The sequence below is a fragment of the Steroidobacter denitrificans genome (genome assembly GCF_001579945.1).
Taxonomy (GTDB): domain Bacteria; phylum Pseudomonadota; class Gammaproteobacteria; order Steroidobacterales; family Steroidobacteraceae; genus Steroidobacter; species Steroidobacter denitrificans.
In genome coordinates this window covers 1,410,310-1,428,286 of the sequence record NZ_CP011971.1, presented here as the reverse complement: position 1 = coordinate 1,428,286, position 17,977 = coordinate 1,410,310, and the positions used below count along the sequence as shown (strand labels likewise).

Annotated in this window: 17 protein-coding genes; 9 read left to right on the top strand and 8 right to left on the bottom strand. The window is 62.3% G+C overall.

Annotated features, from left to right (window positions below):
- Positions 1 to 13: 13 nt before the first annotated feature.
- The 6 genes from metF to gatC all read right to left on the bottom strand — a co-directional run bounded on the left by metF (position 14) and on the right by gatC (position 6,568).
- Positions 14 to 934 carry a methylenetetrahydrofolate reductase gene (gene metF / locus ACG33_RS06410; protein ID WP_066919685.1) on the bottom strand — a complete coding sequence of 307 codons (921 nt, stop codon included), beginning with the start codon at positions 932 to 934 and terminating at the stop codon, positions 14 to 16.
- A 55-nt stretch (positions 935 to 989) separates the two neighbouring features.
- Entirely contained in the window at positions 990 to 1,919 is a 930-nt protein-coding gene (locus ACG33_RS06405) for an ArsR/SmtB family transcription factor (protein WP_066919683.1), read from the bottom strand.
- A 253-nt stretch (positions 1,920 to 2,172) separates the two neighbouring features.
- A complete protein-coding gene (gene hslO / locus ACG33_RS06400) occupies positions 2,173 to 3,231 on the bottom strand; it encodes an Hsp33 family molecular chaperone HslO (RefSeq protein ID WP_066919681.1) in 1,059 nt (352 codons plus the stop codon).
- 13 nt (positions 3,232 to 3,244) lie between these two features.
- Complete coding sequence (gene gatB, locus ACG33_RS06395) at positions 3,245 to 4,696, bottom strand: Asp-tRNA(Asn)/Glu-tRNA(Gln) amidotransferase subunit GatB (protein WP_066919679.1); 1,452 nt, start codon at positions 4,694 to 4,696, stop codon at positions 3,245 to 3,247.
- Positions 4,696 to 6,150: an Asp-tRNA(Asn)/Glu-tRNA(Gln) amidotransferase subunit GatA gene (gatA, locus tag ACG33_RS06390; RefSeq protein ID WP_066922914.1), complete on the bottom strand. Its 1,455-nt coding sequence runs from the start codon at positions 6,148 to 6,150 to the stop codon at positions 4,696 to 4,698. Before gatA ends, gatB begins: the two co-directional genes overlap by 1 nt.
- A 127-nt stretch (positions 6,151 to 6,277) precedes the next feature.
- A complete protein-coding gene (gatC, locus tag ACG33_RS06385; RefSeq protein ID WP_066919677.1) occupies positions 6,278 to 6,568 on the bottom strand; it encodes an Asp-tRNA(Asn)/Glu-tRNA(Gln) amidotransferase subunit GatC in 291 nt (96 codons plus the stop codon).
- Positions 6,569 to 6,748: 180 nt separating this feature from the next.
- Here gatC and ACG33_RS06380 point away from each other — a divergent pair, with 180 nt between their 5' ends.
- The 9 genes from ACG33_RS06380 (at position 6,749) to ACG33_RS06340 (ending at position 16,086) form a co-directional block, all read left to right on the top strand.
- On the top strand, positions 6,749 to 7,792 hold the full coding sequence (locus ACG33_RS06380; protein ID WP_066919675.1) for a rod shape-determining protein: 1,044 nt from the start codon (positions 6,749 to 6,751) through the stop codon (positions 7,790 to 7,792).
- 204 nt (positions 7,793 to 7,996) lie between these two features.
- The gene (gene mreC, locus ACG33_RS06375) at positions 7,997 to 8,842 is read left to right on the top strand and encodes a rod shape-determining protein MreC (RefSeq protein WP_237392696.1); all 846 of its coding nucleotides are present in this window, start codon (positions 7,997 to 7,999) and stop codon (positions 8,840 to 8,842) included.
- Positions 8,839 to 9,324, top strand: a complete 486-nt coding sequence (gene mreD / locus ACG33_RS06370) for a rod shape-determining protein MreD (protein WP_066919670.1) — start codon at positions 8,839 to 8,841, stop codon at positions 9,322 to 9,324. The genes mreC and mreD overlap by 4 nt, the downstream gene beginning before the upstream one ends.
- A 6-nt stretch (positions 9,325 to 9,330) precedes the next feature.
- Positions 9,331 to 11,295, top strand: coding sequence for a penicillin-binding protein 2 (mrdA, locus tag ACG33_RS06365; protein ID WP_066919669.1), 1,965 nt, complete (start codon positions 9,331 to 9,333; stop codon positions 11,293 to 11,295).
- On the top strand, positions 11,292 to 12,431 hold the full coding sequence (gene rodA / locus ACG33_RS06360) for a rod shape-determining protein RodA (RefSeq protein WP_066919667.1): 1,140 nt from the start codon (positions 11,292 to 11,294) through the stop codon (positions 12,429 to 12,431). Before mrdA ends, rodA begins: the two co-directional genes overlap by 4 nt.
- 37 nt (positions 12,432 to 12,468) lie before the next feature.
- Entirely contained in the window at positions 12,469 to 13,479 is a 1,011-nt protein-coding gene (mltB, locus tag ACG33_RS06355) for a lytic murein transglycosylase B (RefSeq protein WP_210399201.1), read from the top strand.
- The gene (locus ACG33_RS16945; RefSeq protein ID WP_066919665.1) at positions 13,476 to 14,312 is read left to right on the top strand and encodes a septal ring lytic transglycosylase RlpA family protein; all 837 of its coding nucleotides are present in this window, start codon (positions 13,476 to 13,478) and stop codon (positions 14,310 to 14,312) included. Before mltB ends, ACG33_RS16945 begins: the two co-directional genes overlap by 4 nt.
- A 177-nt stretch (positions 14,313 to 14,489) precedes the next feature.
- Positions 14,490 to 15,752, top strand: coding sequence for a D-alanyl-D-alanine carboxypeptidase family protein (locus ACG33_RS06345; protein ID WP_083536507.1), 1,263 nt, complete (start codon positions 14,490 to 14,492; stop codon positions 15,750 to 15,752).
- Between the two features lie 73 nt (positions 15,753 to 15,825).
- A complete protein-coding gene (locus ACG33_RS06340) occupies positions 15,826 to 16,086 on the top strand; it encodes a YbeD family protein (RefSeq protein ID WP_066922900.1) in 261 nt (86 codons plus the stop codon).
- On the opposite strand, the gene lipB is transcribed toward ACG33_RS06340, so the two are convergent.
- On the bottom strand, positions 16,070 to 16,660 hold the full coding sequence (gene lipB / locus ACG33_RS06335; protein WP_407696492.1) for a lipoyl(octanoyl) transferase LipB: 591 nt from the start codon (positions 16,658 to 16,660) through the stop codon (positions 16,070 to 16,072). The two genes, ACG33_RS06340 and lipB, sit on opposite strands and share 17 nt — an antisense overlap.
- Positions 16,661 to 16,734: 74 nt before the next feature.
- Positions 16,735 to 17,766, bottom strand: coding sequence for a lipoyl synthase (lipA, locus tag ACG33_RS06330; RefSeq protein ID WP_066919661.1), 1,032 nt, complete (start codon positions 17,764 to 17,766; stop codon positions 16,735 to 16,737).
- Positions 17,767 to 17,977 lie beyond the last annotated feature (211 nt).

The window sequence follows — 17,977 nt, the reverse complement described above, 5'->3', positions numbered from 1 at the left end:
GGCTGCTCGGGATTCAGGCGCTGACGGCCTGCATCGCGACAGGACGCACGTCCAGGGCATGACAGATCGCATAAGTCAGTTCGCTGCGATTCAGCGTATAGAAATGGAATTCTTCTACGCCGTGGCGCTGCAGCGCCTGGACCTGCTCGATGGCGAACGCCGCGGCGATCAACCGTCGTGTATCGGCATCCTCGTCGAGCCCGTCGAATCGATGCACGAGCCAATCAGGCACGCTGGCGCCGCAACGCTGCGCCATACGCTGCATCTGCGGGAAACGCGTGATCGGCAGAATACCCGGTACGATGGCGGCGCTGATGCCCGCGGCGGCGCATCGATCCCTGAAACGCAGGAACAGCTCGGGATCGAAAAAGAACTGCGTGATCGCCCGCTGCGCACCCGCGTCGATCTTCGCCTTCAAGTAGTCCAGATCGAACGCCGGGCTGGACGCTTCCGGATGCGTTTCCGGATAGGCTGCCACCGAGATCTCGAAATCGGCTACGGACTTCAGTCCCTTCACCAGATCAAGCGCGTAGGGAAAACCGCCGGGGTGCGGCGTATAGACGCTTGCTCCCTGCGGCGGATCGCCGCGCAAGGCCACGATATGACGAATACCGTGCTCCCAGTAATTGTGCGCGATATCGAGAACTTCTTCGCGCGAGGCGCCAACACAGGTCAAGTGGGGTGCCGCCGTCAGCGAAGTCGTCTGCTGGATGCGAGTGACGATGTCATGCGTACGCTCGCGGGTCGAGCCGTCCGCACCGTAGGTCACCGAGACGAAACGCGGCTGCAGCGGAATCAGGCGCTGCAACGACTGCCACAATGTGTGTTCCATCTGCTCGTTGTTGGGCGGGAAGAATTCGAACGACACCGCAGGCCGTCCATACAGACCATCGGCGGCCCGTGCGATCCGCTCCTTGACATATTCGACTGACATCAAAACTTCCCCCTTGTCCGCTGCGGCACTGATTATTTGCCGCCGGCGCCTGTCGTCATGCCGCCGCGTCCGTGCGCGCCGCCCTGTGTGCCAGCGCAACGAGTAAATGCCCGGACTCAGTGTCGACCGGATGGATGCGGGCACAATCGAAGCCCGCGGCGGTACACCAGGTGCGCAGAATGGCGATAGGATTCGTGCCGCGTTCGCGGCCGTCGCTCGCTCCGGCGCCCAACGCGTCGAAATCTTCGATGATGATGGCACGGCCGCCATCCTTGAGTGTGCGCGCCAGTTCGCGCAATACGGCTACCGGACGCTCAGCACCGGCCAGCACGCGATCCGCTGTAGCGGTATCGAAGATCGGCGCGCTGAACGGCAGGTCATACATATCGCCGCGTTGCAGCTCGCAATGGCTCAGACCGGCACCGTGTACCCTGGCGCGCGCCAAGCGCAAGGCCTCGCTCGAAATATCGACGCCCACCGCGCGGGTCGCCCGGGCGCCGACCAGGCCGAGCAAATGACCGGAGCCCGTACCGATATCCAACAGCATGCCGACAGGCTCTTGCGCCAATTCATTCAGCACGATCCGATCGAGGGTTTCGCAAAAGGCTTCCTGATCGGCTTCGGGGACCTGGCCCGCGGCCTGCCGGCCGCGCGCCGCGATCATTCGTTCCATCCGCTTGCGGTCACGCCGCAGAACCTCGTCGTCCTGACAAAGCAAGGCCAGAATCTGTAACGCGGTTTTCCGGGCGGCACCGCCCGCCGGCACCCGGTAATAGACCCAGTGCATCTCGCGGAATCGATCCAGCATGCCGGCATCACACAGCAGCTTGAGATGACGCGAGACTCGAGGCTGGCTTTGTCCAAGCACTGCACAAATCTCCCCTACCGTCAGTTCGGCTCGCGCCAGCAGCGCCAGCAGACGCAGGCGCGTCGGTTCGCCGACGGCACGCAGGGAAGAAACGACGGAAAGGAAGCTCGCGGGCATCTCGAGAAATTATCGAAAATAAATCAGATATATTTAAAGGCTAAACAAATGAATTATAGATATAAAGATATCTTTATACTGTGATTCAATGTATCTTATTCCACAGCCTCGCGCCAGGGAAATTTTCACGCTGGCAGTGGATCTCCATTCGATTCAGGAAAAGACGGGTCTCCCGACAGCGACGGATGCGAACGGGCGCAGTGATGGACAGCGGTAGACGGTGACGGACGCCGGGGAATCCCGGCGGTCGTGGTCAGTGCAGGGTTTCACCGCCGGCCGGCGACGGCCCCGCGGCAAACAATCGCTCGACGTCCACGGCATCGAACCGATAGGCTCGATTGCAAAAATCACAGCAAACCTCGACTTGGCCCTGCTCCGCCAGCACGGAACGAACCTCCTCGGCACCCAGGGCCCGCAACATGCCGGCAACGCGATCATGCGAGCAGCGGCAACGAAAAAATACCGGGGAGGGCTCGAAGAGCCGCAGATCGTCCTCGGCGAACAGGCGGCGCAGAAGTTCCCGGCTGCTCAGATCATGTAATTCCTCCGGCTTGAGGGTGTCGCCCAGCAGCTGGGCCCGACGCCAAGCGTCCTCGATCTCCAGCGGATCCAGGTCGGCCGATCGGCGAATCGCCCCGAAAGGCGCCGTTGCGGCATCCTGCCCCACGCGCTGCAGCAACAGGCCGGCGGCGCCGGCCTGCGTCGCATGCAGCCACAGGCGGGTGGGCAATTGCTCGGAATTTTCGAAATATCCCTGCAAACAGTCCGCAAGACACCGGCCGGTCAAGGGAACCACGCCTTGATAACGCTGCACGCCCTGCCCGGCATCATCGGTTTCCAGGGTCACGGTCAATGTTCCGTCACCTGCCAGGACGGCCAGATTGCGGCGCTTCGCCCAGGGCTCAGGGCCCGTTCCGGAAAACGCGTTGTCCAGGATCCGCGCTGCAGCTCCGACTGGCATCTCGGAAGCTGATGCAGCCTCACCCTCACCAACCGAATCCTCACCCGCAGCATCACTCAAGTCATGAGCGTGACGCGCCAGCGCACGCACACCCAATCGGCCGGAACACTGTGCGAGCAGCAAATGCATCGGCCCACGCCCCTGTAATTGAAGACTCAGGGTGCCATCGAATTTCAAGGTCGCCGCCAGCAGCACCGAGGCCGCAACCGCCTCGCCCAAGGCATCGCGAACGGCGGCCGGATACTCGCGGTGCTCCAGCAGCGCGCGCCAGGATGCATCCAGGTGAACGATATGACCGCGAATCGGATAATGTTCGAACAGGAAGCGGTGCAGGCAGTCGCGATCACGCATGGCGAATACGCCGTCAACCGGCGAGTTTTTTCTTCAGCAACTCGTTCAACTGAGCCGGATTGGCCTTGCCGCCGGTCGCCTTCATGACCTGCCCGACGAAGAAACCGAACAGCTTATCCTTGCCCGAGCGATACTCGGCCAGCTGTTTTGGATTCGCCGCCATCACCGACTCGATCACGGTTTCGATCGCCGCCGTATCGGTGATCTGGCGCAATCCCTTCGCTTCGATGACGGCATCCGCATCCAGGCCATCGGCCCACATCGCTTCGAACACCTCCTTGGCGATCTTGCCGGAAATCGTTCCATCGACAATGCGCTCCAGCAGACCCGCCAGCCGCCGCGCGTCGACACGCGAGCGGGCAATCTCCAGACCATCCTTGTTCAAGGCCGCGGACAGCTCTCCCATGATCCAGTTCGCCGCAAGCTTTTCATGCCCTCCGCCATGCTCCGCGCCGAGGGCGGCCAGCACGGCTTCGTAATAATCACCCATCTCCCGGCTCGCGGTCAGAATGCCCGCATCATAGGCCGACAAACCGAACTGCTCCAGGTAGCGCGCAGCCTTCTGATCCGGCAGTTCGGGCAGGCTGATGCGCACCTGCTCGATGAACGATGGATCGAGAACCACCGGCAACAGATCCGGGTCGGGGAAATAGCGGTAGTCGTTGGCTTCCTCCTTGGAGCGCAGCGCGCGCGTCTCGTCCTTGTCGGGATCATAAAGGCGCGTTTCCTGGCGGATCGTACCGCCGCCCTCGATGATCTCGATCTGACGCGCCACCTCATGATTGATCGCCTTCTCGATGTAGCGGAAGGAGTTCAGATTCTTGATCTCGCAGCGCGTACCGAACTTGCTCTGTCCGAGCGGGCGTACCGAAACGTTGGCATCACAGCGAAAAGAGCCTTCCTGCATGTTGCCGTCGCAGATTTCCAGGTAGCGCACCAGGGTATGGATCTTTTTCATGTAGGCGACGGCCTCCCTGGCGGATCGCATATCGGGTTCCGACACGATCTCCAGCAGCGGGGTACCGGCACGGTTCAAATCGATGCCCGTCAGTCCATGGAAATCCTCATGCAGCGATTTGCCTGCATCCTCTTCCAGGTGCGCTCGCGTGATACCGATCGTCTTGCGCTCGCCGTCCTCCAGGACGATCTGCAGCGAACCCCGTTCGACGATCGGCTTTTCATATTGACTGATCTGGTAGCCCTTGGGCAGATCGGGATAGAAATAATTCTTGCGGGCGAACACCGAGCGCGCGGCGATGTCGGCGCCCACCGCCAGACCGAACTTCACGGCCATTTGCACGGCTGATCGATTCAACACCGGCAGGACGCCTGGGTAGCCGAGATCGACCAGGTTCGCCTGGGTGTTGGGCGCGGCCCCATACGCGGTCGGCGCACTCGAAAAGATCTTGCTTCGGGTCGCGAGCTGCGCGTGGATCTCGAGACCGATGACGGTTTCCCAGTTCATTACTCGTAACCCTTCGGGATTCTCTCGTGCCACTGCGTCTCGCGCTGATAGACATGCGCGACATTGAGCAGCCTGGCTTCGGCAAAATGCGGTCCCACGATCTGCAGCCCCACCGGCAGCCCGTCCTGAAACCCGCAGGGAACCGACATGGCCGGCAAGCCCGCCAGGTTCACGCCGCTGGTATAGATGTCATTGAGATACATCGTCACCGGATCGTCCGACTTGGTGCCGATGGCGAAGGCCGGCGACGGGGTCGTCGGTCCCATCAGGACGTCGACCTGGCTGAAGGCGCGCGCGAAGTCATCCGCGATCAGACGCCGCACTTTTTGTGCGCGCAGGTAATAGGCATCGTAATAGCCGGCGGAGAGCACATAGGTCCCCGTCATGATGCGCCGCTTGACTTCCTCGCCAAAACCCTCGGCGCGCGAGCGCTTGTAGAGATCCAGGAGATCGACGGGACTGTCGCAACGATGTCCGAATCGCACGCCGTCGAAGCGCGACAGATTGGAGGAACATTCCGCCGGCGCCACGACATAATAGGCCGGCACCGACAGGGGCAGATTCGGCAGGCTCACTTCCACGAGCTGCGCGCCGAGCCGGCGGTAGACCTCGAGCGCTTCGCGCACCCGCCGCTCGATTTCCTCATCCAGTCCCCGCTCGAAGAATTCCTTGAGCACACCGATCTTCAGCCCCGTCAAAGGCTGTGCGAGCAGCCCGACGTAGTCCGGCACGGGGGTATCGACGCTGGTCGAGTCCAGCGGATCGAAGCCGGCCATCTGCGCCAACAGCAAGGCGGCATCGTGCGCGCTCCGGGTCAGGGTGCCGGCCTGATCCAGACTCGAGGCGAATGCGATCATGCCGTAGCGGGATACCCGTCCATAAGATGGCTTCAGGCCGGTGAGCGAGGTCAGCGCGGCAGGCTGACGTATCGAGCCGCCCGTATCGGTGCCCGTGGAGGCGGGGACGAGGCGTGCGGCGACCGCCGCAGCCGAACCGCCCGAGGAACCGCCCGGCACCTTGTCCAGATCCCAGGGATTACGGACCGGACCGTACCAACTGGTCTCGTTCGAGGAGCCCATCGCAAACTCATCCATATTGGCCTTACCCAACATCACGGCGCCGGCTCGCGACAAACGCGCCACCACTGTCGCGTCATAGGGTGCGACAAAGTTGGACAGCATGCGCGAGGCGCAGGTGGTCAGAATGCCATCGGTGCAAAAGATGTCCTTGTGCGCCAGCGGTACGCCTATGAGCGCCCCCTCCTCTCCCGCGGCCAGTCGACGATCGGCCTGCTCGGCGGCGGCCAGCGCCGTCTCGGCCGTCACCGTGATGAATGCATTGAGTGTCGGATTCAGACGTTCGATGCGATCCAGGAAATGCCGGGCCAGCTCGATGCTGGAGAAACGCCGCGCACGCAAACCCTCACCGAGTTCGGCCAGCGATAAATGATGCAGTTCGGTCATGCCAATGCTCTTGCCGCCGCAGCCCTCGCCGGGACTGATGAATATCGCCTCATGGATGGATCACCTTTGCAGAACCGCCCGCCAGGTCTCTCAAACGGAAGGAGTCGCTCACTCGCGCTCACTCGATCACCTTGGGAACCAGGTATAGCCCCGCCTCCACTCGCGGCGCATTGCGCTGGTACTTTTCACGCTGATCCAGATCGACCGGTTCATCCGCCCGCAGACGCTGCACCTGATCGGCCAGCGGATGCGCCATCGGCTCCACGGCACCGGTATCGGCGGTATTGAGCTGATCGATGAAATTCAGGATCTTCGACAGGCCGTCGGCATAGGCCGGCACCTGATCCGGCAAGATCGCAAGGCGGGCCAGATGCGCGATATTCTCGACATCCCGGGGTGTCAGACTCATGCAATATACCTTTTGCGCCGGGCCCCGTGAAACACCAACAGAGCCCTTCCAAGTTGGAACCGAAGCTTGCGAAAAGCTTAAAAAACCGACTGCAATCATACACCTTCAGCTTGTGCAAAGTGCGACCCGTTGCTAGAGTACCGCAACTTTTTTGCCCTCCGGTCGATTCCGCAACAACCTATGTTCAAGAACCTGCGCGGGTACTTTTCGAACGACCTGTCAATCGATCTGGGCACGGCAAACACACTGATCTACGTGCGCGACAAAGGCATCGTATTGAACGAACCTTCGGTCGTGGCGATTCGCGAAGAACCGGGCCGGGCCGGCAAGAAAGTCGAGGCGGTCGGTCAGGAAGCGAAAAACATGCTGGGGCGCACGCCGGGGCACATCACCGCGATCCGCCCCATGAAGGACGGCGTCATCGCCGACTTCACCGTCACCGAAAAGATGCTCCAGTACTTCATCGAGAAGGTGCACGGCAATCGCCTGATGCGTCCCAGCCCGCGCGTGCTGATCTGTGTGCCCTACGGCTCGACGCAGGTCGAGCGCCGCGCGATCCAGGAGTCGGCCGAAGGCGCCGGGGCACGCTGGGTGCGCCTGATCGAGGAACCCATGGCTGCAGCAGTCGGAGCCGGCCTGCCGGTCAACGAAGCTCGCGGCTCCATGGTCCTGGACATCGGCGGCGGCACATCGGAAGTTGCAGTCATTTCCCTGAATGGGATCGTCTACGCCTCATCGGTACGCGTCGGCGGCGATCGTTTCGACGATGCCATCATCAATTACGTGCGCCGCAATTACGGCATCCTGATCGGCGAGGCAACCTCCGAAAAGATCAAGATCGAGATCGGCTCGGCCTATCCGGGTCAGCAGGTGAATGAAATTTCGGTCAAGGGCCGCAATCTGTCCGAGGGCGTACCACGTAGTTTCACCTTGAATTCCAACGAAATCCTGGAGGCGCTGCAGGAACCCCTGGCGGGCATCGTCGGTGCCGTCAAGGTCGCCCTGGAACAAACCCCTCCGGAGTTGGGCGCGGATGTCGCCGAACGCGGTATCGTACTGACGGGCGGCGGCGCTCTGCTGCGCGACATCGACAAGCTGCTGATGGAAGAAACCGGTCTACCGGTGGTGGTATCGGAAGATCCCTTGACCTGCGTCGCCCGCGGCGGCGGACGCATGCTCGAACTGATCGACGAACACGGCCCCGCCCTGTTCAATCTCGAATGACTCGCACCGCGCACCGGGAGTGAACCGCACTGCTCCCAAGCCGCGCAATACTGCCACGTGCAACGAGCGGCCTATGCTTGAGCGGCCTATGAGCGTCATCTCTCATCCATGGTGACGTTGAATTCCGATAGCCGACCGATCATCGGCCGCGGGCCGCCCCTCGGCGCAAGCTTTTTCATCCTTGCCGTCCTATCGGTCACGGCCATGGTGTTGGACCACCGCGGCGGATACCTGGAGACTGCGCGTCTCTGGATGGGCGCGGCGCTGCATCCCGTATATGTCGTGGTACAGGCGCCGTATGATCTGTGGAACTGGTTGAACGGCAGCTTCACCGATCGCGCCCAGCTACGCCGGCACAACGAGCAGCTGACCGAGGAATTGCGCCAGGCGCGTATCCGGCTGCTCCAGTTCGATGCATTGAACGAGGAAAATCGGCGTCTACGCGCCATCCGGCAAGCATCCGCCGGTCTTGCCGAGCGCACCCAGCTCGCCAGCATCATGCATGTCGACGTGGATCCGTTCCGGCATCGTGTACGTATCGACAAGGGTGCGGGGGACGGTGTCTTTCGCAGCCAGCCGGTTGTAGACGCCTTCGGCATTGTCGGTCAGGTGGCCGCAGTGGACCAGTACAGCGCCACGATCATCCTGATCAGCGATAATCAGCATGCCATTCCCGTGCAGGTCAATCGTAACGGTATCCGCTCGATCGCCGTGGGCACCGGGGATGTCAGCAAGCTGATACTTCCCTACCTGACCGTGCAATCCGACGTGCGTGTCGGCGATCTGCTCGTCTCCTCGGGACTCGACGGCATCTTTCCGGCGGGTTATCCCGTCGCCGTGATCAGCCAAATCGACAGAATTCCGAGCGCGACGTTCGCCATCGTCGAAGCTCGCCCGCTGGCGCAATTGGACCGCGATCGCGAGGTCCTGCTGCTCTGGGGCGAAGAACCGGCGTCCGCAGGGGAGATCGCCGAATCTCGGAACCCAGATGCCGCATCGCCGGCCGGGCCGGCGCATGATGGCGTGGCGGCGGCGGAACATCGCCGATGAGCAGACAGGACAGCCGCGGCGGACGTCTGCGTATCGCCGCCACTGTGATCGCGGCGTTGATCCTGGCGATCGTACCGCTGCCTGGCATCTTCGATGCGGCGCGGCCGGATCTGCTGCTGCTGCTGGTAATCTACTGGTCGCTGAGCAGTCCGCGGATCGCAGGCCTGACGTTTGCGTGGACCTGCGGGCTGGCGATCGATCTGCTCAAAGGCATGACCTTGGGCCAGCATGCGCTCGCCTTCCTGCTTGTGGGCTTCCTGGCCCACAAGTTCCAGTTGCGGATGCGCCTGTTCCCGATCTGGCAACAGACTTTGACGGTACTTTTGCTGCTGGCCTTGTATCAGTTCCTGGTCTTCTGGATCGACGGTGTCATCGGCCAGCCGGTGGTCACTTGGAAACGCTGGCTGCCGGTGCTCAGTGGTGCGCTGCTGTGGCCGGCGCTGGTCGCGCTCCTGGACACCTGGAATCGGCGCGTCCGGTAACCCGGTATGCCACGTCCCGTCCGCATCAAGGATCAACAGACGGAACTGCGCCTGTTCGAGCGCCGCGCGCTCGGCGCCGCCGTGCTCATGCTGCTCGCATTAGGCTGCGTGATCGCCCGCCTGGTCTGGCTGCAGGTTGTACGGTACGACTATTTCGCCGATCTGTCTCAAGGCAATCGTATCAAGATCGAGCCGATTCCGCCCAATCGAGGACTGATCCTGGATCGCAACGGATTGCCTCTGGCGACCAATGCGCCGTCCTATCAGCTCGAGCTCACGCGCGAACAGGTCATAGACATCGATGCGACTCTGGCCGGGCTGGCCGCACTGGGTCTGCTCGACAATGCTGATATTCCCAGCCTCAAAAAAGACATCCGCAGCCGCCGCGCCTTCGACGCCGTCCCCGTGAAGCTGCAACTCAGCGACGAGGAGCTGGCGCGCTTCGCTGCGCGTCAGCACCAGTACCCCGGAGTCGAGATCCGCCCGCGGCTCACCCGCCACTATCCGCTGGGCGTCAGCAGCGTTCACGCAATCGGCTATGTCGGCGCAATCAGCGAGGAGGACAAGAAGAGCCTCGACATGAGCGCTTACGCGGGCACGACGCTCACCGGCAAAAGCGGTGTCGAGCGAGCCTATGAAAAGGAGCTGCATGGCCGTGCCGGCTATCAACAGTTGCTGGTCAACGCCCAGGGACGCAGCGTCGAGCGCATCGGCACCGAGACGGCCCATCTCGAACGACGCGAGGCGATCGCCGGCAACGACCTGTTCCTGACGATCGACCAGCATGTGCAACAAGCCGCCGAGGAGGCCCTGCGAGGCCAACGCGCCTCGGCCGTTGCGATCGATCCGTCCAATGGTGATGTGATCGCCTTCGTCAGCACACCCGCCTTCGACCCGAACCTGTTCGCGCGGGGTCTGAGCCGCCGTGAATACCTGGCGCTCACCGAAGACCTCAATCGACCCATGTACGATCGCGCCCTTCGCGGGGTATACCCGCCCGGATCGACCATCAAGCCGCTGATGGCCCTTGCGGGCCTGGAGTACGGCGTGATCACTCCGACCCAGTCGCTGTTTTGCCGCGGGCAGTATCGCATGCCCGGCGTCAGCCGCCCCTGGCGAGACTGGAAGCCGGGCGGACATGGCTCGGTCGACATGCGCAAGGCGATCGCCACTTCCTGCGACGTCTATTTCTACGATCTGGCCAATCTGATGGGTATCGATCGCATCCACGATTATCTGGCGCAGTTCGGGCTAGGCAAACCGACCGGTATCGATATCGCCGGCGAACGCGGCGGCATCCTGCCATCCACACAATGGAAACGACAGGCGTTCACGCGTAAGGAAGCACAGACCTGGTATCCCGGCGAGACCATCAGCGTCGGCATCGGCCAGGGCTACATGTCCGTGACACCTTTGCAGCTTGCCCATTTCACGGCGACGATCGCTGCTCGCGGCCGGCGCTTCCAGCCGCGCATGGTGCGCGCGATCCGCGATGTGGAATCCGACCAGATCCGCGAAATCCTTCCCATCGCCCTGCCCCCGGTCACGAACAGCAATCCCGACGCCTGGGACGTCGCGATCGGCGGCATGTACGATGTCGCCAATGCTCCGCATGGCACGGCGCGCGCCGCTGCCGCCGGCACCGCTTATCGGATCGCAGGCAAGAGCGGCACGGCGCAGGTCTTTACGGTGGCGGCACACGAACGTATGCGCAAGGCGGACGAACTCGCCGAACATCTGCGCGATCACGCGCTGTTCGTCGCATTCGCGCCAGTGGAAGCGCCGAAGCTCGCCGTGGCCGTGATCATCGAGAATGCACCGGGCGGCGGCTCCGCCTACGCCGCGCCGATCGCCCGGCGTATCCTCGATGTTTACCTGCTCACACCCGAACAGCTTGCGGAACAGGACGCCAAACGTAAACCGGCGCCGGCCCCGCGGCCTGCCGCGGCAGCACGGTCCACGACGGAATGAACTACGACACGCTCGATACCTCACGCACCCAGCGCACCTTGAGCGGCGGCGCGCGTCTATTGTTCGCCTTGCACCTGGACGGCCCGCTGTTTGTCGCCTTGTGCCTGGTCGGCGCGGTGGGAACCATCGTCTTGTTCAGCGCCTCGGGACGCAGCTTCGACGTCCTGGAAGCGCAACTGCTGCGTTTCGGACTGGGCCTCATCGCCATGACCCTGCTGGCTCAGATTCCGCCACGCCTGATCCGAAGTGTGTCTCCATGGGCCTATGTCGCCGGCCTGCTGCTGCTGCTGACGGTCATGTTCACCGGCGATGTGGCAATGGGCGCTCAACGCTGGCTGGATCTGGGCATCCTCCGATTCCAACCCTCGGAAATGATGAAACTGGCCGTGCCGCTGGCGTGCGCCTGGTTCCTCAATGAGCGGCCTCTGCCGCCGAGCGTGCCGACGCTCATGGTGTTGATCGCCGCGATCGGCGTGCCGACCTTGCTGATCGCCGAACAGCCCGACCTCGGCACTGCTTTGCTGGTAGTGGCCGGCGGGGGCATGGTGGTGCTGCTGGCCGGATTGCAACTGCGCTACATCGCCGGATTGATCGGTTTGCTGATTCCGGTGGCATTCGTTGCCTGGGGGTTCCTGCTGCATGACTACCAGAAACAGCGCGTCCTGACGTTCCTGGATCCCCAGAGCGATCCGCTGGGTGCGGGCTACCATATCATTCAATCCCAGATCGCGATCGGTTCCGGGGGAGTGTTCGGCAAGGGGTATATGAACGGCAGCCAGGTCCAACTCGAATTTTTGCCGGAGCGCTCGACCGACTTCATCTTCGCGGTGATCGGCGAGGAATGGGGCCTCATCGGCTTGATTACCGTGATCATTCTGCTCATGTTCGTCATCGGCCGCGCCCTGTATCTCGCCACGACTGCCCACGACACCTTTTCACGTCTGGCCTCCGGAAGCCTGGCGCTCACTTTCTGCGTCTACGTGTTCGTGAATACCGGCATGGTGACAGGACTGCTGCCTGTCGTCGGCGTACCCCTGCCGTTCATCAGCTACGGTGGTACTGCGATGGTGACCCTCATGGCCGGTTTCGGTATTCTCATGTCGCTATGCGCAAAACGGAAACTTGTCGGCCGCTGACAAGTCCTAAATTTCTCCACTATCGCCGGCTCTACCCTTGCTGAAACCTCTCCTCGCCCTGCTGCTGTCCACCGCCCTCGCCCTGCCTGCCCATGCGCTGGATCTGGCGCGCGAGGAGGTCCGTGGTTTCATCGACGAGATGGTCCGGGATCATGGCTTCGAGCGGCCCGAGGTGGAGGCGCTGTTGCGCGAAGCAGATATCAAGCAGCCCATCCTGGATGCCATCAGCCGGCCGGCCGAACGAGTCGTTCCCTGGTACGAATACCGCGAACGGTTCCTGACCCCGACACGCATCCAGCAAGGTATGGATTTTCTTGCCGAGCATCGTGACCGGCTCGCCCGCATCCGCGACGAGAACATGGTCACGGCGATCCTCGGTATTCTGGGGGTGGAAACGGCCTACGGCCGTATTACCGGCCGCTATCGGGTGTTGGACGCATTGGCGACTTTGGCGTTCGATTATCCGCCGCGCAGCCCTTTTTTCCGCAGCGAACTGCGTGAATTCCTGATCCTGGCACGCGAGGAATCCGTCGATCCGCTCACGGCATTGGGATCCTATGCCGGCGCCATGGGAGCGCCGCAGTTCATCTCCTCCAGCTATCGCCGCTACGCAGTGGATGCGGATGGCGATGGACGGCGCGATTTATGGGCCAATTGGGACGACGTCATCGATTCGGTGGCGAACTATCTGCACATGCATGGCTGGCGCGATGGAGAGCAGGTGGTCGTCCCGGCGACGCTGGCCGATGAGAATCTAGACCGATTCGATCTCAGCAAGATCGAACTGAATGAAACCGTGCGCTCGCTGCGCGCCAAGGGCGTGCTGTTCCAGACGGATCTGCCCCCGGAAGCACCCGCGATGCTGATCGTCGGAGAGGGCAAATCGCGGCCGCAGTATCGCGTCGGCTTCAACAACTTTCATACGATCACCCGCTACAACCGCAGCGCCCTGTATGCCATGGCAGTGAACGATTTGGGTGCGGCCGTTCATCATGCGGCGAATCCTCAGGCGGCGGTTCCACACCTCATGAAGGATGAGAGACGATGAGGCTGGCCGATCCTGGCCTGCTGCGGCGTGGATGGCCGCTGATGGTGCTCATCATGATGGCCGGCTGCGCCGGTACGCCGGTGACTCCGCCGACCGCGCCGCGCGATGTGGCCGCCATACCTGAGGCCGTGCCGCGGGCCGAACCACGCTCGACGCGCGGCAATCCGCCCTTCTATGATGTATTCGGCAAGCGCTATTTCGTGCTCGCCAGCGAGGCGGGATACGCCGAACGCGGTGTGGCCTCCTGGTACGGTCCGGGATTTCACCAGGCCACGACCTCCAACGGCGAGCGCTACGACATGTACGCCATGACGGCCGCTCACAAGACCTTGCCGCTGCCTTCCTATGTGCGCGTTACAAACCTGCGCAACGGACGCAGCGTCGTGGTGCGAGTGAACGATCGTGGTCCTTTCAAGGATGAACGCATCATCGATCTGTCCTATACCGCGGCGCTCAAGCTGGACATGGTGAAGGAAGGAACGACTTTCGTGGAAGTACGCGCATTGTCCGCCTCACCCGAGATCGAAACGGCCACGGCGGCCGGGGCGGCTCCAGGTGCGCCGCCGGACTCTACCGCATCGCCTGCCTCCGCGGCGGCCGGCGCGCTGTTCGTGCAGGCCGGCGCCTTCAGTTCCCAGGAGAACGCCGCACGCCTGGTGGAACAACTGCGCTTGCAAGGATTGCCTGACAGCTTCGTGCGCCAGGATCGCCTCGGCGGACAAACCTGGTACCGGGTCCGTGTCGGTCCGATACCCAGCGTTCTCGAGTTCGATCGGATCCTCGGACAACTCAAGTCGCTTGGCGTCGCCGATGCACGCCTGGCCGCCGACTAGCTAGATGACATCATGGCCCTGCTTATGATTCTTGTCTGTAATCGGTGAAATATAGCCTCGTTCCTGGTGCCTGGCCGTCATGCATTTGAATTCATGGCGGCCAGGCACCAGGAACGAGGCTGCAACCCCGCAGCGTATCGCCGCACCCTCGATGGAATTTTTCGGTCATCGTCTGTCATGCAACCACGTATTCAGCTCGCCGCCTGGCTACTCGCCCCCTTCTTCGCGCTGGCGCTCACCGCCTGCTCGGATTCCACGCCGCCGCAGGCGAATGCCACCGAACTGGCGGTTCCCCTGGGTGATTCTCCGGCTGATTCGAGGAGTGACTTGAGCGGCGGCTTGGGGGGTACGAGTTCCGCAGTCAAGCCGCCACCCATTCCGGCAGCACCGCAAATCAATGCTCGCGGCTATATCCTGATGGATTTCGTCAGCGGCCAGGTACTGGCGGCGACCAATGAGAATGAGCGTCTGGAACCCGCCAGCCTCACCAAGCTCATGAGTGCCTATGCCGTTTTCCACGCTTTGAAGGACGGGCGCATCAAGCTCGATGATCCGGTGCGCATCAGCACCTACGCCCGCGCACAGGAAGGCTCGCGCATGTTCGTGGAGGCCGGTTCACTGGTCAGCGTCGAGGATCTGATCCAAGGCATGATCGTGCAGTCCGGAAACGATGCAACCGTCGCGCTGGCTGAGCATGTCGCCGGCAGCGATCCGGTCTTCGTGGATTTGATGAACCAGTACGCCCGGCAACTGGGCATGACCAGCACTCACTTCCAGAACAGTCCCGGCATGCCCTCCCCGGAGCATTATACGACCAGCCGCGACATCGGCCTGCTCGCGGCGGCGCTGATCCGCGACTATCCGGAGTATTATCATTGGTACTCGCAGCGCGCTTTCACTTGGAACAGAATCTCCCAGCCCAATCGTAACGGCCTGCTCGAGCGCGATCCCAGCGTCGATGGCCTCAAGACCGGCCATACGGAATCCGCCGGCTATTGCCTGGTCACCTCGGCCAAACGCGACACCATGCGTCTGGTATCGGTGGTCATGGGCGCACCCAGCATGCGGGCGCGTGAAGATGCCAGTGCGGCACTCCTGAACTATGGTTTCGGCTTTTATCAGACCCGTAGACTGTATGCGGCGAATGCGCCGGTCATCTCGCTGCGTACCTGGAAAGGCAGGGTAAACGAAGCCGTCCTGGGTGTTCAGCGTGACGTCTATGCGACCTTCGGACGCGGTCAGGAGCATCTACTCAAGGTTTTCGTCGATGTCCGTGAGCCCTTGATCGCGCCGCTGGAACACGGCGCAGCCGTGGGGCAGCTACGTGTCATGCTCGGCGATCAACAGCTCGGTGCCTATGCTCTGCATCCGACGGCCGATGTTCCGCAGGCAGGCCTCTTCGGGCGCTTGATCGACGGCATGAAGCTGTGGATGCACTAGCGGCAGCCCGCCGGGAGCAAAATCGGCAGCCCGTGGCGAAGCGGCTGCCATGGCCGGATCGGTGGATAAAGGCATGTCCGACACTTTGATGCAATTTCCCTGTGACTTTCCTCTCAAGGTCATGGGCCGGCACTGCGACGATTTTCGCAGTCTGGTGCTGGGTATCGTCCAGAAACACGCCGGCCCGGTGGATCCTGCATGCATCGAGGAACGACCCAGCAAGGATGGGAACTATCTAAGCGTGACCTGTACGTTCAGCGCCCAAAGCCGAGCGCAGCTCGATGGCTTGTACATGGAGCTGACGTCCTGCGAGCGGATCATGATCGTGCTTTAGGGCTGCCCCATTCGAGTACGGGTGGCCACCCCAGTGCCGCCGATAGTTGCGGCGCCAGGCGCTCGATGACCTGCGGCAACGTTGCCTCGATGCCGAGCAAGCGCAGATCGATGACCTCCAATCCCCGATGACCGCAGGGGTTGATCCCCTTGAAGGGTTCAAGGTCCATGGAAATATTGAATGCGAGACCGTGATAGCTGCAGCCGCGGCGTATCCGCAGGCCGATACTCGCAATCTTGCGGCCGTCGACATAGATCCCCGGCGCCTCGCGGCGGCCCACGGCCTCGATACCCCAGCTGAATAAAGCGGCGATGACCGCGTTTTCCAATCCCATGACCAGTTCACGCACGCCGAGTCTCAAGCGGCGAACGTTCAGCAAGGGATAGACGACCAATTGTCCGGGACCGTGATAAGTCACTTGTCCGCCCCGATCGATCTGGACCAGCGGAATATCGCCGGGTGCCAGCACATGTTCTCGCGCCGCATTCATGCCCAACGTATAGACCGGGGGGTGCTCCAGAAACCACACTTCGTCACGCGTGTGCTCGCCGCGCATGTCGGTGAACGACTGCATGCCGCGCCAGGCGGATTCGTAGTCGATGCGGCCCAGCCAACGCAGGATGGGCGGATGCGCCTGAACCGGCGGCTTCACCCGGTTCGGCCCAACCCGATCCGGCCCAATCCCGCATTATTGCGCTCCAGCGCGCGCTCGGCACGGTAGCTGGAACGCACCAGCGGCCCCGATACACATTCCAGGAAACCCTTGTCCAACGCCCATTCACGGTAACGTTCGAACTCTTCCGGAGTCACCCAACGCTCGATCGCCAGGTGGTTGGGCGTCGGTCGTAAATACTGTCCGAGGGTAAGGATATCGATGCCGGCGACACGCATATCGTCCATGGTCTCGGCGATCTCCTCATCCGTCTCGCCCAGACCCAGCATCAAGCTGGTCTTGGTGAGCACCTCGGGACGAAAACGCTTGGCATGTGCCAGTACTGCCAGGGACTGCTCGTAGCCCGCCCGGGGATCGCGCACTGGATGCGTGAGGCGCCGCACCGTCTCGACATTCTGTGCAAATACATCCAGGCCGCTGGCCACCACGGTTTCCACATCGGCCAGCACCCCCTGGAAGTCCGGCGTGAGCGCCTCGACGGCGGTATGCGGATTCAGGCGTTTGATCTCACGCACGCATTGTGCGAAATGCGCGGCGCCGCCATCAGCGAGATCGTCACGATCCACCGAGGTCAGCACGACATACTTGAGCTTCATCAGTTGCACGGTACGCGCGCTGTTCAGCGGCTCCAGCGCGTCCAGCCAGCCGTGAGGATTACCGGTATCCACGGAACAGAACCGGCAGGCACGCGTACAGACCGAGCCCATGAGCATCAAGGTCGCCGTACCGGCGTTCCAGCACTCGCCGATGTTCGGACATTTCGCCTCCTCACAAACTGTCGCGAGACGATGCTCCTTGACGGTATCGTGCACCGCCTGGAATACCTTGCCCGCAGGCATCGGTGCGCGCAGCCACTCCGGCTTGCGGCCGAGGGACAGCGGATTGGCCCGGGCGGTCGCCTTGATGCCGTCCTTGATCGCGCTGAAACCCTGCTCCGTGCGGTATTTATCGCCGCTGCGCGGCCTGTCGGCTGGCCGTTCGATCGGTATGCCTTTGAATTCGTTCACGCCTATAAGATCCTCGCAGATCACCCAATCCCGGCCTGACAGGAATCCGTCATTGTCCTGCTGTCATCGTCCAGGTGCAAACCCTCAGGAAGATTTCGTGGCGCCGCATCGCCGCGCAAAGCGATCTCATCCTTGATGCATGCCGGGCGGTCTGATAGATAGCCGGCCCGCCGCGCCTGTCTGCCGTCACTCGCCTCGCGGCTAAGGAATA

Excerpts from the sequence above, each read along its gene's own strand:
- lipB (WP_407696492.1), bottom strand. The coding sequence starts at position 16,660 with ATGCAGTCGTTCACCGACATGCGCGGCGAGCACACGCGTGACGAAGTG.
- hslO (WP_066919681.1), bottom strand. The coding sequence starts at position 3,231 with ATGCGTGATCGCGACTGCCTGCACCGCTTCCTGTTCGAACATTATCCG.
- gatC (WP_066919677.1), bottom strand. The coding sequence starts at position 6,568 with ATGAGTCTGACACCCCGGGATGTCGAGAATATCGCGCATCTGGCCCGC.
- ACG33_RS16945 (WP_066919665.1), top strand. The coding sequence starts at position 13,476 with ATGAGGCTGGCCGATCCTGGCCTGCTGCGGCGTGGATGGCCGCTGATG.
- ACG33_RS06340 (WP_066922900.1), top strand. The coding sequence starts at position 15,826 with ATGTCCGACACTTTGATGCAATTTCCCTGTGACTTTCCTCTCAAGGTC.
- rodA (WP_066919667.1), top strand. The coding sequence starts at position 11,292 with ATGAACTACGACACGCTCGATACCTCACGCACCCAGCGCACCTTGAGC.
- metF (WP_066919685.1), bottom strand. The coding sequence starts at position 934 with ATGTCAGTCGAATATGTCAAGGAGCGGATCGCACGGGCCGCCGATGGT.
- gatB (WP_066919679.1), bottom strand. The coding sequence starts at position 4,696 with ATGAACTGGGAAACCGTCATCGGTCTCGAGATCCACGCGCAGCTCGCG.
- ACG33_RS06380 (WP_066919675.1), top strand. The coding sequence starts at position 6,749 with ATGTTCAAGAACCTGCGCGGGTACTTTTCGAACGACCTGTCAATCGAT.
- mreD (WP_066919670.1), top strand. The coding sequence starts at position 8,839 with ATGAGCAGACAGGACAGCCGCGGCGGACGTCTGCGTATCGCCGCCACT.
- mreC (WP_237392696.1), top strand. The coding sequence starts at position 7,997 with ATGGTGTTGGACCACCGCGGCGGATACCTGGAGACTGCGCGTCTCTGG.
- ACG33_RS06405 (WP_066919683.1), bottom strand. The coding sequence starts at position 1,919 with ATGCCCGCGAGCTTCCTTTCCGTCGTTTCTTCCCTGCGTGCCGTCGGC.
- ACG33_RS06345 (WP_083536507.1), top strand. The coding sequence starts at position 14,490 with ATGCAACCACGTATTCAGCTCGCCGCCTGGCTACTCGCCCCCTTCTTC.
- mrdA (WP_066919669.1), top strand. The coding sequence starts at position 9,331 with ATGCCACGTCCCGTCCGCATCAAGGATCAACAGACGGAACTGCGCCTG.